The sequence below is a fragment of the Deinococcus hopiensis KR-140 genome (assembly GCF_900176165.1).
In the GTDB taxonomy this organism is placed as follows: domain Bacteria; phylum Deinococcota; class Deinococci; order Deinococcales; family Deinococcaceae; genus Deinococcus; species Deinococcus hopiensis.
Map to the genome: position 1 here is coordinate 1,511,497 of NZ_FWWU01000009.1, position 20,414 is coordinate 1,531,910.

The window sequence follows — 20,414 nt, forward strand, 5'->3', positions numbered from 1 at the left end:
GGTGACTGCTCCCCCACTGGACCCGCGCCTGCACGCCTTCGACTCCGAGCTTCGGCTGGCCGACGTTTCCCTGCAGGGGCGGCTGCCCGGGGAAGGCTGGACGTACCTGACGCCGCAGGCCGGGCGCGCGGGAAACGCGCGGCTGAGCCTGCGCTCGCGGCCGGAAGCGGACGCCACCCAGGTCACCGAGGCCCTGCCCGGTGAGGCGCTCGACGTGCTGCGCGCCCGTGAGGACGGCTGGGCCTGGGTGCGGACCCGGCGCGACGGCTATCCGGGCTGGGCACGCGCGGAAGGCCTGACCGAGGCCCGCGCAGCGGAGGAGGAAGTGACGGTCACCGCGCTGCGGGCCCACGCATTTGCCGGACCGCGGGTAAGCCGCGCCATCCGGGCCGAGCTGTGCGCCGGCGCTGCCCTCTGGAGGCGCGAGGGGGAGGCCGTGCTGGAAGACGGGCGGCGGTGGGTGCCCGTCACGCTGCCTGCCGGGGAGGACGCCTGGGTGCAGGAGGTGATCCTCTTCCCCGTGGAGGTGGTCGACGCGGCCGAATACGCCCTGCGCTTTTTGCACACGCCCTATGTGTGGGGCGGGCGCAGCGCGTGGGGGCTGGACTGCTCGGGGCTGTCGCAACTGGCGTATGCGGCGTTGGCGCGCGCCATTCCCCGTGACGCCGATCAGCAGCAGGCGGCGCTGACGCCGGTGGTGGAACCCCGGCGCGGTGACCTCGCCTTCTTTCCCGGGCACGTCGGCGTGATGCTCTCGGCGCGTGAGGTGGTCCACGCCAACGCCACCCATATGCGGGTCACGGTGGAGACCTTCGGTGAGGGCGACTATGGGCAGCGGCTGGCGGCGTCTTGCACGGGCTTCGGGCGGTGGACGCCGTGAGCGTGACCTGGGAAACGCGGGAGCTGCGCACGGCGCAACCTTTCGGCATCGCGCGCTGGACGCATTCGGTGTATCCGCGCACCTTCGTGACCTTTGAGCACGGGGGGGTGTGGGGCCAGGGGGAGGCGGCGCCGAACGCCTTTTACGGAGAGACGGGCGCTACGGTGGAGGCGACCTTGCCCCTGCTGGCCGGTGCGCTGACAGACGGGTGGGACTGGGACGGGCTGCACGCCCGCCTCACGGCGCGGATGCCGCAGGGACACCCCAGCGTGAAGTGCGCCCTGGAGATGGCGGCGCTGGACTGGGCGGCCCGGTCCGTGGAGCTCCCGGTCTGGCGGTTGCTGGGGCTGTCGCCGTCCCCGCTGCCGGAAAGCAGCTATACGGTCAGCCTGGGCGAGTTGCCCGAGATGCGGCGGCAGGCGCGTGAGGCGGTCGGGCGTGGGCACGGGGTCTTGAAGGTCAAGCTGGGCACCGCGGCGGACGAGCGGGTGGTGGAGGCCCTGCGCGAGGAGGCCCCGCACGCGGCGCTGCGGGTGGACGCCAACGCGGCGTGGACCCGGGCGGGCGCACGGCGCATGCTGGGGGTGCTGGAGGCGGCGGGCGTGGAACTCGTCGAGCAGCCGCTCGCGGCGGGAGATCTGGAGGGGCACGCGGCTTTGCGGCGGGTGTCGCGCGTGCCCCTCGTGGCCGACGAGAGCCTGCACCACGTGGGTGATGTGCCCGCCCTCGCGCGGGCCTTCGACGGCGTGAACCTCAAGCTCGCCAAGCTGGGCGGGCCGCTGCAGGCGCTGGCCGCGCTGAGGCTGGCCCGCGCGCACGGCCTCAGCGTCATGGTGGGCTGCATGATCGAGAGCTCGCTCGGCATCGCCGCGGCCGCCCACCTCGCGGGGCTGTGCGACTGGGCCGATCTGGACGGGGCGCTGCTGCTCGCGGACGATCCGTACGCGGGACTCCTCTGGACGGCCGGCCATCTGGAACGGCCCGGCGGCGTGGGGTGGGGGGTGCAACGGGCGTGACCACCGTCGCCATCCTGGGCTGCGGAAACCGGGGCGCAGACGTGTATGCCCGGCATCTGACCGGGCAGGGCGCGCGGGTCACGCATCTCGTGGACCCCCGCCCGGCCCGGCTCGCGGAGGTGGCCGCCAGGCTCGGCGTCCCGGCGAAGGCGTGTCTTGCCGACTGGAACGCCTTTTTTGCCCTGGGACGGGTGGTGGACGCGGTGGTGATCGCCACGCCGGACGACGCCCATGTAGAGCCGTGCGCGCGGGCGCTCGCGCTGGGGTACGACGTGTTGCTGGAAAAGCCGGTGTGCCTTGAGGAGGGCGAGATCGCGACGCTGCTGGCGGCCGAGGCGGCGTCCACGGGGCGGGTCACGGTGTGCCACGTGCTGCGGGCCACCACGTTTTTTCGCGCGGTGCGGGCCGTGCTGGACTCGGGGCGGCTGGGGCGGCTCACCGGCATACAGCACGCGGAGAACGTGGCCTTCTGGCACTACGCGCACTCCTACGTGCGCGGCAACTGGCGGGCGAGCCCGCCCGCCGCGCCGTTCGTGCTCGCCAAGAGCGGGCATGACCTCGATCTGCTGCGCTGGTTCGCCGGCGCGCCGCCCATTCGGGTGAGCAGCGAGGGGCGCTTGAACCATTTCCGACCCCAGGAGGCTCCGCCGGGGGCCTCGGACCGCTGCGTGACGTGCCCGGTGGTGGACTGCCCGTACGACGCGCGGCGCATCTATGGGGAGCGTGATCCGGGCGTGTGGCCGGTGACGGTGCTCACGGCGGGCGGGGTCTCGCTGGCGGAGGCCCTGGAACGGGGGCCTTACGGCCGCTGCGTGTATATGGGCGGGAACGACGTGGTGGACCACCAGGTGGTCACGGTGGTCTTCGAGAACGGCGTGACGGCAGGGTTGACCGTGAGTGCCTTTACGCACAACAACGCGCGTACCCTGAAGCTGCTGGGGACGCACGGCGAGCTGCGGGGGCACATGGAGCGCGGGGAGATCGAGGTCCACGATTTCCGCACGGGCGGCGTGGAGCGCCTGACCGCGAACGTGGCGGGCAACCACGGGGGTGGGGACGCCGGACTCGTGGCGGCGTGGCTGGCCTCTTTGAGGGGTGAGGCCAGCGTGCCTATCCCGCTTGCCGAGTCGCTCGACTCGCACCGCGTGGCCTTTGCGGCCGAGCGGGCCCGGCGGGCCGGAACGGTGGAGCGGCTGTAGGTCAGGCCGGGGGCACGGCGAGGTCCAGCTGCGCGGGCGTCCGGCGGTTCACGGAGGTCGCCGTGCGTCCCCAGCCGCCGGGACACACCGCGTTGCCGTACCGGGAAACGCCCACGGTAACGGCGCTTTTCCGGGGTGCAGCGGCCCGGAGTTCTTGGAGACCATGGACCGGCAGCGCGGGGGCAGACCCACCAGCCCGCCGGTGATAAAGGCGGCCGCGGGTGTTCTCGGACGTGGCCCGTCGCCCGTGCCCACGACGCGGACCCCGCCCGAGGGCGTCCCCGGCTTCCGGGACCGCCTGGTGGGCCTCTTCCATGTCTGCGCTGCGGGACGGCGGGCGCGCCGACGCGGGCCGCCCCACCGCTGGAGGAGTGGAGTTCCGCCCGCCGCCGTGCAGCTGCACGAGCGAGATCGGCGCGCGCCGCAGAGCCACCCCGGCGTGGCGGGGCTGGGGCTGGGGCTGGCCAGCTCCGCAGCGGCTGTACGCGGCTTTCAGGGCCTTGGGCGCGGGTGAGGAAAACCATCAGGCGTTGGCGCGCAGCACGGCACTCTTGCGCAGTGGGCGCTCTGGCTGGGGGAGGTCATGGGGTGGCAGCCGGGCCTCACGGCGCCAGTCCTGCCAGAAAGTCGAGGGTCAAGCGGGCGACGGTGGCTGGAAAGGTGTCGGTCAGGGCGTGGGTGCCGCCCGGCAAGACGCGCACCACGGCGTCGGGGATGGCCCCGCGGATGGCTTCGAGGGTCCACAGGTGAATCACCGGGTCGCGGGTGCCGCTCAGCAACAGGGTGGGTACCCCGACGAAGGGCAGCAGCGGGCCGGTATCGTGCACGACCTGGTCGCGCGCCAGGCGGTACATCACGCCAGGTCCCGAGCGCAGGTAGGCCCGCATGCCCGGAAGCAGCAGTCCCGGGCGCTCGCGCGGGAGGTCCAGCAGCAGCCGCAGCAGCTGCACCGGCACCACCGGGTTCTCGGGAATGCCGGTGGGCGCGCAGGCGATCAGCGCCGAGGCGCAGTGCGGGTACCGCGCGGCGAGGTCAAACATGACCTCGCCGCCCAGCGAGTGCCCCAGCAGGGGAACGCCGCACAGGTCCGCCGCTTCCAGCCACGCGGCGAGGTGGTCCGTGAGGTCCTCGATGCGGCCTGGAAAGCCGGGGCGGCCCTCGCTGTGGCCGTGCCCCGGAGGATCATAGATATAGACGGTGCGGCCCAGGGCGAGGGCGCGCGACACCCGGACGTACATCCACGACGCGCAGCCCAGTCCCGGCACAAGGACGAGCGGGGAGCCGTGGCCGCGCACCCAGGCGTGGGTGAGGAGGCCGTTTACCCGGATGTACTCCGCGTGGCCGCTCACGCGCCCTCCCGGAGAAAGTCGAGCACCAGGCGGTTGAAGGCTTCCGGCGCGTCCACCATCACCACGTGCCCCGCGCGGGGAATTTCCTCGTAGCGTGCTCCAGGAATGGCGGCGGCGAGGGCGCGGCCCAGCGTGGCGGGGACCAGCGCGTCCCGCTCGCCCCAGATCACCAGGGTGCGGACCCCAAGGCCGGGCAGCAGGTCCTGCACCGAATCGCGCAGCAGGTCCCGGGCGCTGCGCCACAGGTTGAGCGGTCCGCTGAGCGCGGCGTCGGCGAGGATACGCGGCACGAAGCTCACCCGCCCCGTCATCAGGGCGCGCGGCAGGTTCAGCGCCACGCGCCCTGGCTGCCCGCGCAGCAGGCCGCTCGCGCACGCGAGAATCAGGTTCCTCACACGTGCCGGACGCAAGGCCGCCACATGCAGGCTGATGTGCCCACCCATGGAGTGGCCGATGAGCGTCACGCCTTCGAGGTTGAGCTGGTCGAGCCACGCGGCGATCAAGGCCGCCGCCTCACGCACCCGCAGCGCGCGCTGCCGCCGCGCCTGACCGTAGCCTGCCAGATCGATGGTGTAGACGCGGTGCTGCTCGCTCAGGGCCGTGACGTTGCGCCGCCACCAGCGCGCCGAACCGCTCAGACCGTGAACGAGGACGATGGGCGCGCTGCCCTTCCCGGTCACCTCATAGCCCAGCCATGCGCCCGCGTGGCGAAAAGCCAGGGCGCGGCGCCTCTTGTGGGGCCGGAGACGTGTGGAGAGGCGGGAGCGCATGGCTGGGCGTCAGCGTAGCGTGTGGAGGATGGGCAGCGGTGGGTCTTGAAGAAAGGGTGAGCGGGGGGGGTTCTCATGCTCCCTGCTATTTGTATATATTCAAGGCATTCAAGAAATCGTGTCCGGCGCCCCCCTGGGGGGACGCCGGACAGCGCAGCGGTCAGGCAGGGACAGCCGTGGCCATCTCCAGAAACAGCGCGTGGAGGCGGACGTCGGGCGTCAGTTCGGGGTGGAAGGAACTCGCGAGGAGACGTCCCTGGCGGGCCAGGACGACCCTTCCACGGTGGTGGGCCAGGACCTCTACGGCCTCTTCTGCGGATCTCTGCGAATCGCCCGCCCGCTCAATGACCGGCGCCCGGATAAAGACGGCCGGAAAAGGCTCCTCAAAGCCCTGGACCTTCAGCGGCGTGTGAAAGGAGTCCACCTGCCGCCCGAAGGCATTGCGGCGCACGGTCAGGTCCATGACCCCCAGGCTGTCCTGGTGGCCGCCGAACTGCGGCGGGGCGCCGTGAACCTCTCGGGCCAACAGGATGGCTCCAGCGCAGGTGCCCCACAATGCGCCGCCCGAGGCGTAAAAGTCCCGGACCGGCTCCCACAGCCTGTACTCCCCCATCAGCCGGGCGATGGTGGTGCTCTCACCGCCGGGCAGGACCAGGCCCTGCAGCCCCGCGAGGTCCCGCGGAAGCCGCACTTCCGTTACCCGCGCCCCCAGCGCCTCAAAGCGCTGGCGGTGCTCGCGGAAGGCCCCCTGGAGAGCGAGGACGCCGATGTGGGGGGAGCGGCCCGCCATTAGCGTTTGGCCTTTGGGCTGCGGCACGAAAAGCGAGCGGCCAAGGGCTTGTTCACCATCCCCGTCCCGCCAGCCGCTCGGCGGGCAGGAGGGCGTCGATGTTGATGCCGGTCATGGGCGCGCCGAGGTCCTCGCTGAGTTCGGCGAGCAGTTCGGCGTTTTCGTAATGGGTGACGGCCTTCACGATGGCCTGGGCGCGGCGCTCGGGGTTGCCGCTCTTGAAAATGCCGCTGCCCACAAACACGCCGTCCAGGCCCAGGTGCATCATCAACGCGGCGTCGGCGGGGGTGGCAACGCCGCCCGCCGCGAAGTTCACCACAGGCAGCTTGCCGTGCTCGCGAACGTACTGCACCAGGTGATAGGGGGCCTGGAGGTCGCGCGCCACCGTCATCAGCTCTTCACGGGGGCGGGCCTGAATGGCGCGGATCTCGCCCAGCACGGCGCGGGCGTGGCGCACGGCCTCAATGATGTTGCCGGTGCCCGCTTCGCCCTTAGTGCGGATCATCGAGGCGCCCTCGCCCACCCGGCGCAGGGCCTCACCGAGGTTTTTCGCGCCGCAGACGAAGGGCACCTTAAAGGCCGCCTTCTCGATGTGGTACTGGTCATCGGCGGGAGTCAGGACCTCAGACTCGTCGATAAAGTCCACGCCCAGGGCCTGGAGAATCTGCGCCTCGATGATGTGCCCGATCCGGACCTTCGCCATGACCGGAATGGTCACGGCGGCGATAATCTCCTTGATCATCTTGGGATCGCTCATGCGCGCCACGCCACCGTCGGCACGGATGTCGGCTGGCACGCGCTCCAGCGCCATCACGGCGGTGGCCCCGGCAGCCTCGGCAATCCTGGCCTGATCTGCCGTTACCACGTCCATGATGACGCCGCCCTTGAACATCTCGGCGAAGCCCTGCTTGATCTGCTCGGTTCCGGTCTGGGGGATGGCTTCGGTCATGAAAGAGAGAGTAAAACAAAACTGGCCCCAGGAGCAGGGCCAGAAGAGGGGGTAAGAAGGGGTCAGTTACGCCTGGCGCCCCGGGCCACCCGGCCAATGGCCTCCACGAGTTGCGAGGGCCGGAAGGGTTTGACGAGGTACTCGGCCACGACGGGGGGCAGCGGGGCGGACGCGCGGCTGAGCCCGGACAGGAAGACGACGGGGGGCAAGCGGTCCCCGAGGGCACCGTGAAGGCGGCGAACCGTCTCGAAGCCGTCCCAGGGGGTCATCAACACGTCCAGAACGATGACGTCAAAGGGAGCGGCGGTGGCGGCTTGCAGCGCGTCCGGGCCGCTGCTCGCCGTGACCACAGCAAAGCCGTGCAGGGTGAGGGTGAGGTCGAGCAATTCGAGAATCTGGGCCTCGTCGTCGACGACGAGAAGCCGGAGATCCACGTCCTCCGGGCTCACGGGCGGCGCGAGGGGCGCAAAGGGGGCAACGCGGGCAGCGCCTTCAGCCTCCCGCGAGCGCTTGCAGGAACTCGACGTTATTGCGCGTCTTGCCCATCCGCGAGAGCAGCATCTCCATCGCGTCGGCCGGGTCCATGTCGGAAATCACCTTGCGCAGCAGCCACATCTTTTTCAGGACTTCCGGCTGGAGCAGCAGTTCCTCGCGGCGGGTACCGGACTTCAGGATGTCGAGGGCGGGGAAGATGCGGCGCTCTTCCAGGCGGCGGCTGAGCACCAGTTCCGCGTTGCCCGTGCCCTTGAACTCCTCGAAGATCACGTCGTCCATTCTCGAACCGGTTTCGACGAGGGCGGTGGCGAGGATGGTCAGCGAGCCGCCCTCGCGGATGTTGCGGGCCGCGCCGAGAAACCGCTTGGGCCAGTGCAGGGCATTGGAATCCAGACCGCCCGACAGGGTGCGCCCGGTGGGCGGCGTGACGAGGTTGTTCGCGCGGGCGAGGCGGGTGATGGAGTCGAGGAGAATCACGACGTGCCCGCCTTCCTCCACGATGCGCCTCGCGCGTTCGTGAACGAACTCGGCCACCCGGACGTGGTGCTGCGGGGGCTCGTCGAAGGTGGAGGCGATCACTTGCGCGCCCTGCACGCTCTCACGAAAGTCGGTGACTTCTTCGGGGCGCTCGTCCACGAGCAGCACCATCACCGTCACGTCGGGGTAGTTCTTGACGATGGAGTTGGCGATCTTTTTGAGCAGGGTGGTCTTGCCAGCCTTGGGGGGCGCAACGATAAGCGCGCGCTGGCCCCGACCGATGGGCACGAGCAGGTCCACCACCCGCAGAGACAGGCTGCCCTCCATCAGCGGATCTTCGAGGACGAGTTGCCGCTCGGGAAAGGTGGGCGTCAGGTCATCGAAGCGCGGGCGCCGGCGGGCGGACTCGGGGTCCAGGCCGTTGACGGCCTCCACCTGCACCAGGGTGCCGTAACGCTCGTTCTCGCGCGGGCGGCGGGCGCGGCCAATCACCTCGTCGCCGGTGCGCAGGTGGAACTGCTTGATGACCCCGGCGGTCACGAGGACCGAGCGGGAAGTGGGGTCGAGCAGGTCTGCTTGCAAAAAGCCGTAGCCGTCGGCGCTGATGTCGAGGTAGCCCCGCGCGAGAATCTGGCCCTCGGCCTCGGCCTGACGCTCCATAATGGCCAGCGCCAGGGCGTCTTTTTTCAGCTTGCGGTAGTTCTCGATGCCTGCGCCTGCAGCCAGGAGGTGCAGCTCCGGCAAGATCTTCTGCTGAAGCTCGTGAAAGGGCAAGGGAGAGGTGAGGGGTTCGGTCACTGCTTACTGCCTCCCTGTTCGTTCACGCCGCCCTGCTGCGGATTGGTTCCGGCTTCGCTGGGGGGAGTCTGGGGCTGGGCTCCGGCGCGCTTGGCCCAGTCTTTCATAAAGCCGTCGAGCCCGGCCTGGGTCAGCGGGTGCTTGATCATCTGCGCGAAGACCTTGTAGGGGATGGTGGCGACGTCGGCGCCGGCGAGGGCCGACTGGACGACGTGGGTGGGGTGGCGGATGGAGGCGGCGAGCACCTTGGTGGCGATGTCGCCCATCACGTAGGCCTCCTTGATCTGACGGATGAGTTCCACGCCGTCCCAGCCGATATCGTCCACACGGCCCGCGAAGGGGCTGATATAGGTGGCTCCGGCGCGGGCGGCCAGGAGCGCCTGGGGCACCGAGAAGCACAGGGTCACGTTGGTCTTGATGCCTTCGGAGGTCAGGGCCTTGCAAGCCTGCAGGCCGGCGGGCGTGAGGGGCAGCTTGACGACGACGTGCTCGCTCCAGGTTGCGACGTCCTTGCCTTCGCGGATCATGCCCTCGGCGTCGAGGGAAGTCACCTCGGCGCTGATGGCACCGCCAACGAGCGCAGCGATTTCCTGGATGACTTCCTTAAAGTCGCGGCCGGAGGAAGCCACCAGGCTGGGGTTGGTGGTGACGCCCGACAGGACGCCCCAGGCGTGAATCTCGCGGATCTCGTCAACGATGGCGGTGTCGATAAAAAATTCCATGTGGATGTCCTCCAGGGGGTGAAGCTTGGGAGATGCGGGGCGTGACCCGCGGGTTGCCCTTCAGTTCACCACACTTCGCGGGCCACGTCACGCCGGGGGGGGGCCGTCATGCAGCGGATTGACCCGGCCATGCTACGCGCCTACCATGAACGCAGCCCCAGCAGTTGTGGGGGCCAGCAGGCGACCGGAAGAAGAGTACGCGGGAAGAGGGGCCCAGTGAGCGAGTCAGGGACGGTGAGAGCCTGACGGGGCGTCACCCGCCGAAGATCCCCTTTCGCGCCGGACGAAGAACGGCCGTCCCTCACGGAGATGCCCAGTAGAACGTCCCGGAACTCCGCCCCCCGGCAGTGGGCGACGAGGAGGCCACGTCAAACGTGGCGAAGTTGGGTGGTACCACGCGTCACACGGCGCGTCCCAGCATGCAGGTGTCTTTCGCCTGCGCGCTGGGACGTTTTTTTGATTTCCCAACCGCTTGACCTCACGCGCTCAGACCTTCAGACCCCCTCCAAGGAGCCCCCATGACCACCACCGATTCCAGGCCCACCTCTCCCCTTTTCCAGCCCGTGAACTCGCAACCCGACTTCCGCGCACTGGAGACGGGCGTGCAGGCGCTGTGGCAGGAGCAGGGCGTCTTTGCCCGTACCCAGGAGCGTCGTCCCGGGCAGCCCGAATTTGTGTTCTACGAGGGGCCGCCCACGGCGAATGGGCGTCCCGCACTCCACCACGTCCTGGCGCGTTCGTTCAAGGACCTGTTTCCGCGTTACAAGGTGATGCGGGGCTATCACGTCACCCGCAAGGGCGGCTGGGACACCCACGGCCTGCCCGTCGAGATCAGTGTGGAAAAGAAGCTCGGGTGGCTGGGCCGCAACCACGGGGCGACGCGCGAGGAACTCGAAGAATTCAACCGCCTGTGCCGCACGTCGGTGTGGGAAACCATTCAGGAGTGGAACACCTTCACCGAGCGGCTGGGGTACTGGGTGGACCTTCAGGACCCCTACATCACGTACCAAAACCGCTACATCGAGAGCGTGTGGAACCTGCTGGCGCGCCTGAACGCCCAGGGGCTGATCGCGCAGGACTACAAGGTGGTGCCCTTATCCCCGCGCATCTCCACCACCTTGTCCAAGGCCGAGCTGGGCGAGGTGGATTCCTACCGGATGGTGGACGACCCTTCGGTATACGTGCGCTTTCCAGTGATCTGGCAGACGCTGCCGGAAGCGGCGCGGGCGGCGCTGGAGGGTTTGGAGGACGCTGACCGCGAGAACCTCGCGCTGGTGGTGTGGACGACGACGCCCTGGACCCTGCCGAGCAACACGCTGGCGGCGGTCAACGCGGACCTGACCTATGTGGCGGCGCGCGGCGAATCGGGGGTGATCATCGTGGCGCAGGAGGCGGTGGAGCGTTTATCGGCGCTGCATAAGAACGCTCCGGCGCTGGAAGTGCTGGCCTCCTTCCCGGGACGCGATCTGGAGGGAACGGAGTATGAGCCGCCCTTTCCGGAAGTGGCCGCCGAGCTGGGCGTGGTGAAGGAACTGCACGAACGCAACGCCGAAGGCCGCCCGGTCATGCATTTCGTCACGCTGGCCGACTTCGTGTCGGCGGCGGACGGCTCGGGCGTGGCGCACGAGGCCCCGGCCTACGGTGCAGAAGACTTGGAACTGGCCCGCAGGTACGGCGTGCCGCTGATGTTCGGGGTGGATGACCACGGCATCCTGCAGGTGACGGCCGAACGCGGGAAGTTCTTCAAGGACGCCGACAAGGGGCTGATCGCGGACCTCAAGGCGCGGGGCCGGATGTTCTTTGCCGGCACGCTGCGCCACCGCTACCCCTTCCACGACCGCACGGGCGATCCCATCTTGTATTTCGCCAAGAAGGGGTGGTACATCCGCACGGCGAGCGTCTCAGAGCGGATGCAGGAGGAGAACCAGAAGATCAACTGGGTCCCGGCAAACATCAAGAACGGGCGCTTCGGCAACTGGCTGGAGGGCAATGTGGACTGGGCGATCAGCCGGGAGCGCTATTGGGGCACGCCGCTGCCCTTCTGGCTGAGTGAGGACGGCGACCTGCGCGTGGTGGGCAGCGTGGCCGAGCTGTCGGAGCTGACGGGGCGTGACCTGTCGGAGTTGGATCTGCACCGGCCGTACATCGACGACATCACCTTTGCGCTGGGGGGCAAGACCTACCGCCGGGTGCCGGAGGTGCTGGACGTGTGGTTTGATTCGGGCTCGATGCCGTATGCCCAGTGGCACCTGCTCACCGACCCGACGGGCGAGCGCGCGCTGCCAGGAGCCGGAGCCAACAAGGAGACGTTCGAGAACCACTTCCCCGCGGACTACATCTGCGAGGCCATCGATCAGACGCGCGGATGGTTTTACAGCCTGCACGCGATCTCGACGATGCTGTACGGCCAACCCGCCTACAGGAACGTGATCTGCCTGGGCCACATCGTGGACGAGCAGGGCGCGAAGATGAGCAAGAGCAAGGGCAACGTGGTGGAGCCGCTGCCGCTGTTCGACCGGTACGGGGCCGACTCGGTGCGCTGGTACATGTTCATGGCGTCGGACCCCGGAGACCAGAAGCGCTTTTCCGAACGGCTGGTGGCCGAGGCGCAGCGCTCCTACGTGAACACCCTGTGGAACGTGTATTCCTTCTTTGTGCTGTACGCGAACCTGGACCAGCCGGACCTGGACGCCGCGCCCGTGGTGGCTGCCCGGCCCGAGATGGACCGCTGGCTGCTCGCCCGGCTGGAGGAGACGGTGCGGGAGGTGACGGTCAGCCTGGACGCCTATGATGCGCGCGGGGGCGGACGGGCGCTGGAACGCTTCGTGGACGACCTGAGCAACTGGTATGTGCGCCGCAGCCGCAGCCGGTTCTGGGGCGGCGAGGGTGGAGTGGACGCCTCCGCCTACGCCACGCTGCACGAGGCGCTGCTCACGGTCTCGCAGCTCACCGCGCCCTTCACGCCGTTCCTGGCCGAGGCCATGTACGGCAACCTCACGCGGGGGCAGGGGGCCGACAGCGTGCACCTGACCCACTGGCCCACCGTGCGCGAGGAGCGGCTGGACCGCAAGTTAACCTCGGAAATGGCCGCCGTGATCAAGGTGGTGGAACTGGGGCGGGCGGTGCGCGGGGCGCACAACCTCAAGACCCGGCAGCCGCTGGCGAGCGTGACGGTGCGGGCGAGTTCGCCCGAGTTGACCCAGGCGCTGCGCCGCTCTCAGGAGCAGCTCCAGGAGGAGCTGAACGTCAAGGGCGTAACCTTCCTGGAGGGCGTGACGGACCTCGTGCAGTACAGCCTGCGTCCCAATCTGCCGGTGATCGGCAAGGTGTACGGCAAGGCGCTGCCGCAGGTACGCGCGGCGCTGGCGGCGGCAGATGCGGCGGCCGTGGCGCGGGCGGCGCAGTCTGGCGAGCGCTTTACCGTGGAGGCAAACGGCCAGAGCTTCACGCTGACGCCGGATCAGGTGCTGGTGGACGCCAAGGCTCCCGAAGGCGTGGCGGCAGCCGAGGACGGCGGCTTTCTGGTCGCGTTCGATACCACCCTCACCCGGGAACTGGTGCTGGAGGGCCTCGCCCGGGACCTCGTGCGCGGAATACAGGAGGCCCGGAAGGCCGCAGGCTTCGAGGTGCAAGACCGCATCCGGCTGGCTTTGGGCCTGGAGGGCGACGCCCTGGAAGCGGGGCAGGCCTGGGTGGAGTTTATCGGCGGTGAAGTCCTGGCAACGGAGTTGACCTTTGGCAAGGGCGAGGGATACGCGGCTGAAGTGGAGGGCGGAACGGCGTACCTGACGCGGGTGCAGGAGGCGTAACTGCCCGGTACAACTTTGTACCGTTTGCTGCGCGAACGTCCGCGTAGGTGTTGAGGGCAGCCCCACGGGAAAAGCTGCCCCAGGGGCTCCCGGCCTTTCGCCAGGGGCCCCACAGTTTCCCCAGCGGGCTGTAGCTATTCAAGGGCATTGTCGTGCCGTGTCACCACTGCGGTACGGACACACTCCTGCCTTCTCCATCTACGCTGAACGCATGACCTGGAACCCAGACGAGTACCACCGCCACCGTGAGGCCCGGAGCGCGCCAGTGCGTGATCTGCTCGCCCTTCTTCCTGATCTGCCTTACCGCGACGTGGTGGACCTGGGATGCGGAACAGGGGAGCATACGCGGAGGCTCGCAGAGCGCTTTCCAGACGCCAGGGTGCTGGGGCTGGACAGCAGCGCACAGATGCTGGCCGCAGCAAGCGTGGAGGGCCTCCCCAACCTCCGCTTCGAGCGGGGCGACATTCTGGACCTGACGGGTGAATATGACCTGATGTTTTCCAACGCGGCGTTGCAGTGGCTCCCGGACCACAGGGCCCTGCTGGGAAGGCTGTGGACCCACCTGCGGCCCGGCGGCGTGCTGGCCGTGCAGGTGCCGGCCAACCATGACCACGACAGCCACCGCCTGCTGACGGAGACGGCGCGAGACTTTCAGGCCGAACTGGGCGGGTTTACGCGCTTCGGCACGGCGCAGGGCGCTTCGCCCGTGCTGACGCCGGCAGCCTATGCCGAGCGCCTGGACGAACTGGAGGGCACGGACATCACCGCGCTGAGCAAGGTCTACCCGGTGGTGCTGCCAGGCGCGGAGGGGATTTTGGACTGGACGCGGGGCACGGCGCTGGTGCCGTACCTCTCGCGGCTGGGGCCGGAGGACGCCGAACGCTTTACGGCCGCCTACCTGGCGCGGTTACGGGAACGCTGGCCCGGCGCGCGGGTGTACTACGCCTTTACGCGCCTTCTCCTCGCGGCCAGAAAGGGCGCTACAGCGGGCGGGCCATGATCCCGTAGGTGCCGGGGCCGACGTGGGCTCCGATCACCGGACCCATCAGCTGCACGCGGCCGCGCCCCACATTGAGCTTGCTGCCCTTCACGTAGGTCTGGAGCTCGGCGATACGCCCTGGATCGCGCCCCGCATGGGCGACCGTGACCGCCACAGGTTCGCGGCCGAAACGGCTTTCCATCTGGGACAGGATGTCCCGCGCGGCCTGGGACGCCCGGACGCGGCGCACCGCCTGGAGGCGGCCATCGTCGAAGCGCAGGACCGGACGCACGCCGAGCATGTTGCCGACGAGCGCCTGGGTGCGCGAGATGCGGCCGCCCCGGCGCAGGTACTCCAGTGTGGGCACAGTGAGTTCCACGAGGAGGCGCTCGCTGAGGGTGCGGATCGCGGCGAGCGCCTGCTCCATGCCGCCGCCCGCGCGCACCACCTCGCGCGCAGCCATCAGGAGCTCGGCCATCGGAAAGGAGGCCATGTGGCTGTCGTGAACGTGAATGCGGTCCCCGGCATTCAGCGCCCGGGCAGCCTGACGGGCATGCTCCACGGTGGTGGACAGGTGCCCGCTCAGGTGAACGCTCAGAATCTGATCGTGGGTTTCCAGCAGCTCGCGGTACTTCGCCTCGAAGGCCGCCTGCGTGACGGGCGCGGTGGTGACGGTGCCGCCGCCCCGCTGGTACTCGTACACCCGGTCCGGGTCAATGGACTGCCAGTCGAGGAAAGACTGCCCGCCAAACTGCACGTGCAGCGGCACGACGTGAAGGTGGAGTTCTCCGGCCGCCTCGGGCGGCAGGTCACAGGTTGAATCGGTCACGAGGGCGAGCATGCTGGCGATCAGACTAGGGGACGCCCTCTGACAAGACTCTGTGTCCTCGCCCCACTTTGAGGAACAAACTGAAAGAAAAACTGGCGCATTCCTGACACCTCTGCGCCTATACTCCCCCCGATGAGGCAAGCGCCGGAAAAAATCGCAGTGCTGTGTCATTCGGGGGCCGGAGGCTCAGGCGTGGTGGCGACCGAACTGGGCCTGATGGTGGCCCGGGCTGGGCATGAGGTCCATTTCGTCGGGTCTGCCGTGCCCTTTCGGCTGGCCGGACACCAGGGCTTTCAGGGGCCGTACTACCACCAGGTGAGTTCCTTCGCCTACGCGCTGTTCGAGCAGCCGTACCCCGAACTCGCGGCGGCCAACACGCTGACCGAGGTAATTCTGGAACACGGCGTCACGCTCTCGCACGCGCACTACGCGATCCCGCACGCGACGGCGGCCATCCACGCCAAGTCCATCACGGGCCGCAGCCGGGTGGTGACCACGCTCCACGGCACCGACGTGACGCTGGTGGGGGCCGAACCCGCCTTCCGGCACACCACGCGGCACGCCATCGAGCGCAGTGATCACGTCACGGCGGTGTCGCACTTCCTCGCCGAGCAGACGCGCGAGGTCTTCGGCGTAGACCGCGAGATCGAGGTGATTCACAACTTCGTGGACGCTGAGCGGTTCGTACGGGTGACCGATCCGCGCGTCCGTGCCCGCTTTGCCCATCCCGACGAGGCGCTGCTCGTGCACGTCAGCAATTTCCGCCCGGTCAAACGGGTGGAGGACGTGGTGCAGGTGTTTGCGCGCGTCGCCTCCGAGATGCCCGCGCGGCTGCTGATGATCGGCGACGGCCCCGAGCGGCCCCGCGCCTTTGAGCTGGCCGGACAACTCGGCGTAATTGGGCGCACGCAGTTTCTGGGCTCGTTCCCCGACGTGCAGACGGTGCTGGGCATCAGCGACCTCTTCTTGCTGCCGAGTTCCAACGAGAGCTTCGGCCTGGCCGCTTTGGAGGCGATGAGCTGCGAGGTGCCCGTTGTGGCGGCGCGGGCGGGCGGCATTCCCGAAGTGGTGGAGGAAGGGGTGACGGGCTTTCTCGCCCCGGTGGGCGACGTGGACGCGATGGCCGACGCCGCGCTGCGGGTGTTGCGGGACCGCGACCTGTACCTGGGCATGGGCCGGGCGGCCCGGCAGGCCGCGCTGACCCGCTTTCACCCGGACCGGATCGTGCCGAAGTACCTGGCGTCGTATGCGCGTACGGTGGGCGAGGCGGTGTATTAGGCTGTGACGCGCTCAGATTCAGGGGCGGCAGAGCACGTCCTGAACGACCCGATCTGGTCCGCTCTGATGGGCCCACACGCTCACCTCGCTCAGGGGACAGGGGCGGCGAGGCGGTATCCGGGGGAAGTCAGTCCCTTTTGCGCGTTTGATGTTTCGTCGGAAGGGGCTTACGGAGACCTGGCGGCGCTGCTCGGACCGGGCGAGGCGGCTGCACTCCTTCGGCCACACCCTGAATCTCCCCCGCCCGGCTGGAAGCTGGTGTACGGCGCGGCCCTCTTGCAACTGGTCTGCCCGCTTCCCAGCCGTCTGCTCCCGGCTCCAGAGGAGGCCGTCACGCTGGGAGCGACCGACGTGCCCGAGATGCTCGCGCTCGTCGAGTTGGCGCGCCCGGGGCCTTTCGGTCCGCAGACCCTTTCGCTGGGACGGTACATCGGGGTGCAGGACGGAGACCGGCTGGTGGCGATGGCGGGCGAGCGGCTCCACCCGGCAGGCTTCGTGGAGGTAAGCGCGGTCTGTACCCATCCGGAGTACCGCGGACGCGGACTGGGGGCAAGCCTGACGGCGGAGGTGGCGCGGGGCATCTTCGCGCGGGGCCTGACGCCGTTCTTGCACGTTATGCCGGACAACGTGGGCGCGCGGCGGGTGTACGAGGCGCTGGGCTTTGCTGTGCGGGCGGAAATCGCGCTGTCGGTCCTCAAGCCCGTGGGTGGATAAAAAGTCCACCCCCGGGCATGCTTGGGGGTGGGCAAGAGGACGACTTGAGCAGGTCAGCGGCCGGTTGCCACCGACACGTCCACCTGACCCTCGATAAAGGGGGCCACCTTGATGGCCTTGCCCACCTCCACCACAAAGGCGTTCCAGCCACGCTTGAGGTCCACGGCGTAGCCCCGATTGGCCCTGACGGTCACGTCGGTGTTGACCCATACCACAAACAGCGAGCCCCGCCCAGCGTCGGGCGTGACCTCGCGCAGCGTCTCACCCTCATCGTGCTGGCCGTTCTTGTTGACGTCCCGGTAGGTGAAGAACTTGAGTTCGGCGGTCTGGGCCGGGCCGCTCACCATGACTGGATCGAGCACACCGGGCCAGGAGATGTTTTGCGAAGTGATGCCGGTCTGGGCGCGGGCACTCGGGGGCGGCGTGGGGATTTCCAGGCGGAAGCCGCCCGCGTTTACGGGCACCGAGACGATTTCCTGAACGGGCTGACCCGAGGAGGTCACCGCCCAGCCGCTCACCCGCGTCTCCGGGGTGACGCCGCCGGTCACGCTGCCCGTGACGGTGAGGGCCCCGCCTGTGCCCAGAAGCGGAGCGGCGAGGAGCAGGAGGCGCGTCTTCATGGCTTCAGTGTACGCCCCGCCGCTCGGCGGATGTGGCGCGCAGAAACCTTCTGACGGGGCGATCAGGAGGGCCGTGCGCCTGAGGCTGTCGCCGCCTTTCGCCGCTCTTCGTCAAGCGGGGGCATGTGCGGCGGCTACACCCTGGATTTGACGGCGCTGGCTGTTTGAGCTGGCCTCGTTTGGGGAGGGGTGGCGCCGAGCTTGCGTCCCGCACACGCCTCGCCGCGAGGGACCGCTGCGCATCTTCGGGCTCCCCGATCCGGTGGCCTGGGGAGCGTTTGTCTCCATGACCCTGCAGCCGGGCAGTCACCTCCAGTTCGCCGAGCCATCCGTGAGCGAGATCCAGATGGCCCACTTCGCCTTTCTCGCAGACGACGCACGCTTCGGCGAGATCTACGCACGCATGGTGGAGGGCGACGCTGCCCAGTCAAATCAATGCAAGCCTCGGCGGGCGAGTGCTGCACTTCAAGGACCTGGCGCGACACGGGTGTAAGGTTGCGGTTTTTGGGGGGTCATTTTCCCCTCTTCCCGCAGCGCTGAGCCGCCGATCAGCGGATGGACCGGCACGGCCCGCAGGAAAGGGACCCACCTTGCAGTCCAACACGCTCTACAAAGGAGGAGGCCCGGGCACACCATCCCGGGCCTCCCCTTCAGAAGTTTTTTAGGCGTTGACGTTCAGCGCCTTTTTCACCAACTCGATGATCTCCGGCATGGTGTCGGCCACGGGCACGTTTGCGGCCTTGAAGGCGGCGAGCTTGCTCTCGGGTGTGCCCACGTTACCCATGATGATCGCGCCCGCGTGGCCCATGCGCTTGCCTGCGGGAGCCGAGCGGCCCGAGATAAAGGCCACGACGGGCTTTTTCATGGAAGACGCGATGTACTCGGCGGCGGCTTCCTCGTCGGCTCCGCCGATCTCACCGATCACCACCACGGCGTCCGTGTCCGGGTCCGCCTCGAACATGGGAAGTACGTCCGCGAAGGTGGTGCCGATGACGGGGTCACCGCCGATACCGACGGTGGTGCTCGTGCCCATGCCCGCGTCGTTGAGCAGCTTGGCAGCCTCATAGGTGAGGGTGCCCGAACGGCTGATAAGTCCGATGCGGCCGGGCTTCTCGTAGATGCGGTTGGGCATGATGCCCACTTTGGCTTCACCATTGGTCACGAGGCCGGGGCAGTTGCCGCCGATGAGGCGAATGCCCTGGCCGCCCTGGGCGCGGCTCTGCGCGTCGAGCTGCTTGACTTCCTGCACGGCGCGCATCATGTCCACCGTGGGCACGCCCTCAGTGATCAGGACGATCAGGGGCATTCCGGCGTGGGCGGCTTCAAGCACCGCGTCGGCGGCCCCGGCCGGGGGCACGAAGATGATGGAGACGTTCGCACCGTGGGCGTCTTTGGCCTCGGCCACCGAGTTGTAGATCGGCCAGCCCTCGAAGTCGGTGCCGCCCTTGCCGGGAGTCACGCCCGCCACCACCTGGGTGCCGAATTCCTTCATGGCGCGGGAATGCGAGGCGCCCTCGCGTCCGGTCATGCCCTGCACGATGACCTTGCTGTTCTTGTCGACGAGAATGCCCATTATTTGTTCGCCTCCTTGGAGGCCTCGTCGGCGGCCTCGAACATGGTGGGGTACATCTGAATCAGGGGGCTGTTGACCTCGGCGAGCAGCGCCTTGGCCTCGTCCTCCGCCGTTCCAGCGATACGCATGCGCACGGGCTTGGTCAAAATGCCCTCATTCAGCGCCTGGATGACGCCCTTGGCCACCTCGTCGGCGCGGGTGATACCGCCGAAAATGTTGATGAAGATCGACTTGACGTCGGGGTCCTTGGACACGAGCTTGACCGCGTTGTACACGATCTCGGCCTTCGCGCCGCCGCCAATGTCGAGGAAGTTGGCGGGCTTGGCCCCGGCGCGGTTCACCACGTCGAGGCTGGTCATCACGATGCCCGCGCCGTTGCCCAGCACGCCGACATTGCCGTCGTCGAGCTTCACGTAGGCGAAGCCGTATTTGCTCGCCTCGATTTCCAAGGGGTGCTCGGCTTCCAGCTCGCGCCAGTCGGACAGGTCCTTGTGGCGATACATGGCGTTGTCGTCGATCTCGAACTTGGTGTCGAGCGCGAGGGGCGTGCCCGACTCGTCGACGAACAGGGGGTTGATCTCCACGAGCACGGCGTCCATCTTCAGGGCCGCCTCGCTCATCTTGACCATCATGTCGGCGATCTTGTTGAGGTTGCCCTTGAAGCCCGCCTTGATGGCGACTTCACGCGCCTCGTAGGGACGCAGGCCAGTCACGGGGTCCACGCGGTGCTTGATGATCTTTTCGGGGGTGGCTTCCGCGACTTCCTCGATTTCCATGCCGCCCTCGGCGGAGGCCATCAGGGTGTAGCTCTGCACGTTGCGGTCCACGATCATGCCGACGTAGTACTCGGTGCCTGCGTCGATGTCGACGGCCTTGGTCACGAGAACCTTCTTCACCGTCAGGCCCTTGATGTCCATCCCGAGGATCTTCTGGCCGTTCTCAAACGCCTTGTCGATGTCCGGGCTGAACTTTACCCCGCCCGCCTTGCCGCGGCCACCGACGTGGACCTGCGCCTTGACGACGACGGCCTGACCGAATTCACGGGCGATATCGCGCACCTCGTCCGGGGTGTAGGCGACCTTGCCTTCCTGCACATGGACGCCGAAACGGCGCAACAGTTCCTTGCCCTGATACTCGTGAAGTTTCACGGTGGTCTTTCCTCCTTGA

Annotated in this window: 20 protein-coding genes; 9 read left to right on the plus strand and 11 right to left on the minus strand. The window is 68.4% G+C overall.

Going from position 1 to position 20,414, the window contains the following annotated elements:
- Position 1: 1 nt before the first annotated feature.
- The 4 genes from B9A95_RS20865 (at position 2) to B9A95_RS32565 (ending at position 3,609) form a co-directional block, all read left to right on the plus strand.
- Positions 2-880, plus strand: coding sequence for a C40 family peptidase (locus B9A95_RS20865; protein WP_084049032.1), 879 nt, complete (start codon positions 2-4; stop codon positions 878-880).
- Positions 868-1,896 carry a dipeptide epimerase gene (locus tag B9A95_RS20870; RefSeq protein WP_084050877.1) on the plus strand — a complete coding sequence of 343 codons (1,029 nt, stop codon included), beginning with the start codon at positions 868-870 and terminating at the stop codon, positions 1,894-1,896. The genes B9A95_RS20865 and B9A95_RS20870 overlap by 13 nt, the downstream gene beginning before the upstream one ends.
- Positions 1,893-3,095 carry a Gfo/Idh/MocA family protein gene (locus B9A95_RS20875; protein ID WP_084050876.1) on the plus strand — a complete coding sequence of 401 codons (1,203 nt, stop codon included), beginning with the start codon at positions 1,893-1,895 and terminating at the stop codon, positions 3,093-3,095. The genes B9A95_RS20870 and B9A95_RS20875 overlap by 4 nt, the downstream gene beginning before the upstream one ends.
- A 247-nt stretch (positions 3,096-3,342) precedes the next feature.
- On the plus strand, positions 3,343-3,609 hold the full coding sequence (locus B9A95_RS32565) for a hypothetical protein (protein ID WP_139806916.1): 267 nt from the start codon (positions 3,343-3,345) through the stop codon (positions 3,607-3,609).
- A gap of 88 nt (positions 3,610-3,697) precedes the next feature.
- On the opposite strand, the gene B9A95_RS20885 is transcribed toward B9A95_RS32565, so the two are convergent.
- The 7 genes from B9A95_RS20885 to fsa all read right to left on the minus strand — a co-directional run bounded on the left by B9A95_RS20885 (position 3,698) and on the right by fsa (position 9,445).
- Positions 3,698-4,444, minus strand: coding sequence for an alpha/beta fold hydrolase (locus B9A95_RS20885; RefSeq protein ID WP_084049034.1), 747 nt, complete (start codon positions 4,442-4,444; stop codon positions 3,698-3,700).
- Positions 4,441-5,214 carry an alpha/beta fold hydrolase gene (locus tag B9A95_RS20890; protein WP_084049035.1) on the minus strand — a complete coding sequence of 258 codons (774 nt, stop codon included), beginning with the start codon at positions 5,212-5,214 and terminating at the stop codon, positions 4,441-4,443. Before B9A95_RS20890 ends, B9A95_RS20885 begins: the two co-directional genes overlap by 4 nt.
- 160 nt (positions 5,215-5,374) lie before the next feature.
- Positions 5,375-6,004, minus strand: coding sequence for a pyridoxal 5'-phosphate synthase glutaminase subunit PdxT (gene pdxT / locus B9A95_RS20895; protein WP_084049036.1), 630 nt, complete (start codon positions 6,002-6,004; stop codon positions 5,375-5,377).
- Between the two features lie 52 nt (positions 6,005-6,056).
- Positions 6,057-6,953: a pyridoxal 5'-phosphate synthase lyase subunit PdxS gene (gene pdxS / locus B9A95_RS20900; protein WP_084049037.1), complete on the minus strand. Its 897-nt coding sequence runs from the start codon at positions 6,951-6,953 to the stop codon at positions 6,057-6,059.
- Between the two features lie 62 nt (positions 6,954-7,015).
- Entirely contained in the window at positions 7,016-7,387 is a 372-nt protein-coding gene (locus B9A95_RS20905; protein WP_170928735.1) for a response regulator, read from the minus strand.
- A gap of 58 nt (positions 7,388-7,445) precedes the next feature.
- The gene (rho, locus tag B9A95_RS20910) at positions 7,446-8,723 is read right to left on the minus strand and encodes a transcription termination factor Rho (protein WP_084049039.1); all 1,278 of its coding nucleotides are present in this window, start codon (positions 8,721-8,723) and stop codon (positions 7,446-7,448) included.
- Positions 8,720-9,445 carry a fructose-6-phosphate aldolase gene (fsa, locus tag B9A95_RS20915; RefSeq protein ID WP_084049040.1) on the minus strand — a complete coding sequence of 242 codons (726 nt, stop codon included), beginning with the start codon at positions 9,443-9,445 and terminating at the stop codon, positions 8,720-8,722. Before fsa ends, rho begins: the two co-directional genes overlap by 4 nt.
- A gap of 518 nt (positions 9,446-9,963) precedes the next feature.
- Between fsa and ileS the strand changes: the two genes are divergently transcribed.
- On the plus strand, positions 9,964-13,254 hold the full coding sequence (ileS, locus tag B9A95_RS20920; protein WP_084049041.1) for an isoleucine--tRNA ligase: 3,291 nt from the start codon (positions 9,964-9,966) through the stop codon (positions 13,252-13,254).
- A 211-nt stretch (positions 13,255-13,465) separates the two neighbouring features.
- The gene (locus tag B9A95_RS20925; RefSeq protein WP_084049042.1) at positions 13,466-14,254 is read left to right on the plus strand and encodes a methyltransferase domain-containing protein; all 789 of its coding nucleotides are present in this window, start codon (positions 13,466-13,468) and stop codon (positions 14,252-14,254) included.
- Here B9A95_RS20925 and B9A95_RS20930 read toward each other — a convergent pair.
- On the minus strand, positions 14,235-15,062 hold the full coding sequence (locus tag B9A95_RS20930; protein WP_245808416.1) for a DegV family protein: 828 nt from the start codon (positions 15,060-15,062) through the stop codon (positions 14,235-14,237). The genes B9A95_RS20925 and B9A95_RS20930 overlap by 20 nt on opposite strands.
- A 132-nt stretch (positions 15,063-15,194) precedes the next feature.
- On the opposite strand from B9A95_RS20930, the gene bshA reads away from it, so the two are divergent.
- Together bshA and B9A95_RS20940 are read left to right on the plus strand one after the other, a co-directional pair.
- Complete coding sequence (gene bshA / locus B9A95_RS20935) at positions 15,195-16,340, plus strand: N-acetyl-alpha-D-glucosaminyl L-malate synthase BshA (protein WP_084049044.1); 1,146 nt, start codon at positions 15,195-15,197, stop codon at positions 16,338-16,340.
- A gap of 3 nt (positions 16,341-16,343) precedes the next feature.
- Positions 16,344-17,054, plus strand: coding sequence for a GNAT family N-acetyltransferase (locus tag B9A95_RS20940; protein WP_212648362.1), 711 nt, complete (start codon positions 16,344-16,346; stop codon positions 17,052-17,054).
- 53 nt (positions 17,055-17,107) lie between these two features.
- Here the strand turns inward: B9A95_RS20940 and B9A95_RS20945 are convergent, their stop codons facing one another.
- Positions 17,108-17,674, minus strand: coding sequence for a hypothetical protein (locus B9A95_RS20945; RefSeq protein ID WP_084049045.1), 567 nt, complete (start codon positions 17,672-17,674; stop codon positions 17,108-17,110).
- A 286-nt stretch (positions 17,675-17,960) separates the two neighbouring features.
- Between B9A95_RS20945 and B9A95_RS20950 the strand changes: the two genes are divergently transcribed.
- The gene (locus B9A95_RS20950; RefSeq protein ID WP_139806917.1) at positions 17,961-18,167 is read left to right on the plus strand and encodes a VOC family protein; all 207 of its coding nucleotides are present in this window, start codon (positions 17,961-17,963) and stop codon (positions 18,165-18,167) included.
- A 168-nt stretch (positions 18,168-18,335) separates the two neighbouring features.
- Here B9A95_RS20950 and sucD read toward each other — a convergent pair whose 3' ends face one another.
- Together sucD and sucC are read right to left on the minus strand one after the other, a co-directional pair.
- Positions 18,336-19,247, minus strand: a complete 912-nt coding sequence (gene sucD, locus B9A95_RS20955; RefSeq protein ID WP_084049046.1) for a succinate--CoA ligase subunit alpha — start codon at positions 19,245-19,247, stop codon at positions 18,336-18,338.
- Positions 19,247-20,395, minus strand: coding sequence for an ADP-forming succinate--CoA ligase subunit beta (gene sucC / locus B9A95_RS20960; RefSeq protein ID WP_084049047.1), 1,149 nt, complete (start codon positions 20,393-20,395; stop codon positions 19,247-19,249). Before sucC ends, sucD begins: the two co-directional genes overlap by 1 nt.
- Positions 20,396-20,414 lie beyond the last annotated feature (19 nt).

Bases quoted from the DNA above. Each gene is read 5' to 3' on its own strand.
- pdxS (WP_084049037.1), bottom strand. From the start codon at position 6,953: ATGACCGAAGCCATCCCCCAGACCGGAACCGAGCAGATCAAGCAGGGC.
- sucD (WP_084049046.1), bottom strand. From the start codon at position 19,247: ATGGGCATTCTCGTCGACAAGAACAGCAAGGTCATCGTGCAGGGCATG.
- B9A95_RS20945 (WP_084049045.1), bottom strand. From the start codon at position 17,674: ATGAAGACGCGCCTCCTGCTCCTCGCCGCTCCGCTTCTGGGCACAGGC.
- bshA (WP_084049044.1), top strand. From the start codon at position 15,195: ATGAGGCAAGCGCCGGAAAAAATCGCAGTGCTGTGTCATTCGGGGGCC.
- fsa (WP_084049040.1), bottom strand. From the start codon at position 9,445: ATGGAATTTTTTATCGACACCGCCATCGTTGACGAGATCCGCGAGATT.
- pdxT (WP_084049036.1), bottom strand. From the start codon at position 6,004: ATGGCGGGCCGCTCCCCCCACATCGGCGTCCTCGCTCTCCAGGGGGCC.
- B9A95_RS20890 (WP_084049035.1), bottom strand. From the start codon at position 5,214: ATGCGCTCCCGCCTCTCCACACGTCTCCGGCCCCACAAGAGGCGCCGC.
- B9A95_RS20925 (WP_084049042.1), top strand. From the start codon at position 13,466: ATGACCTGGAACCCAGACGAGTACCACCGCCACCGTGAGGCCCGGAGC.
- B9A95_RS20950 (WP_139806917.1), top strand. From the start codon at position 17,961: ATGACCCTGCAGCCGGGCAGTCACCTCCAGTTCGCCGAGCCATCCGTG.
- ileS (WP_084049041.1), top strand. From the start codon at position 9,964: ATGACCACCACCGATTCCAGGCCCACCTCTCCCCTTTTCCAGCCCGTG.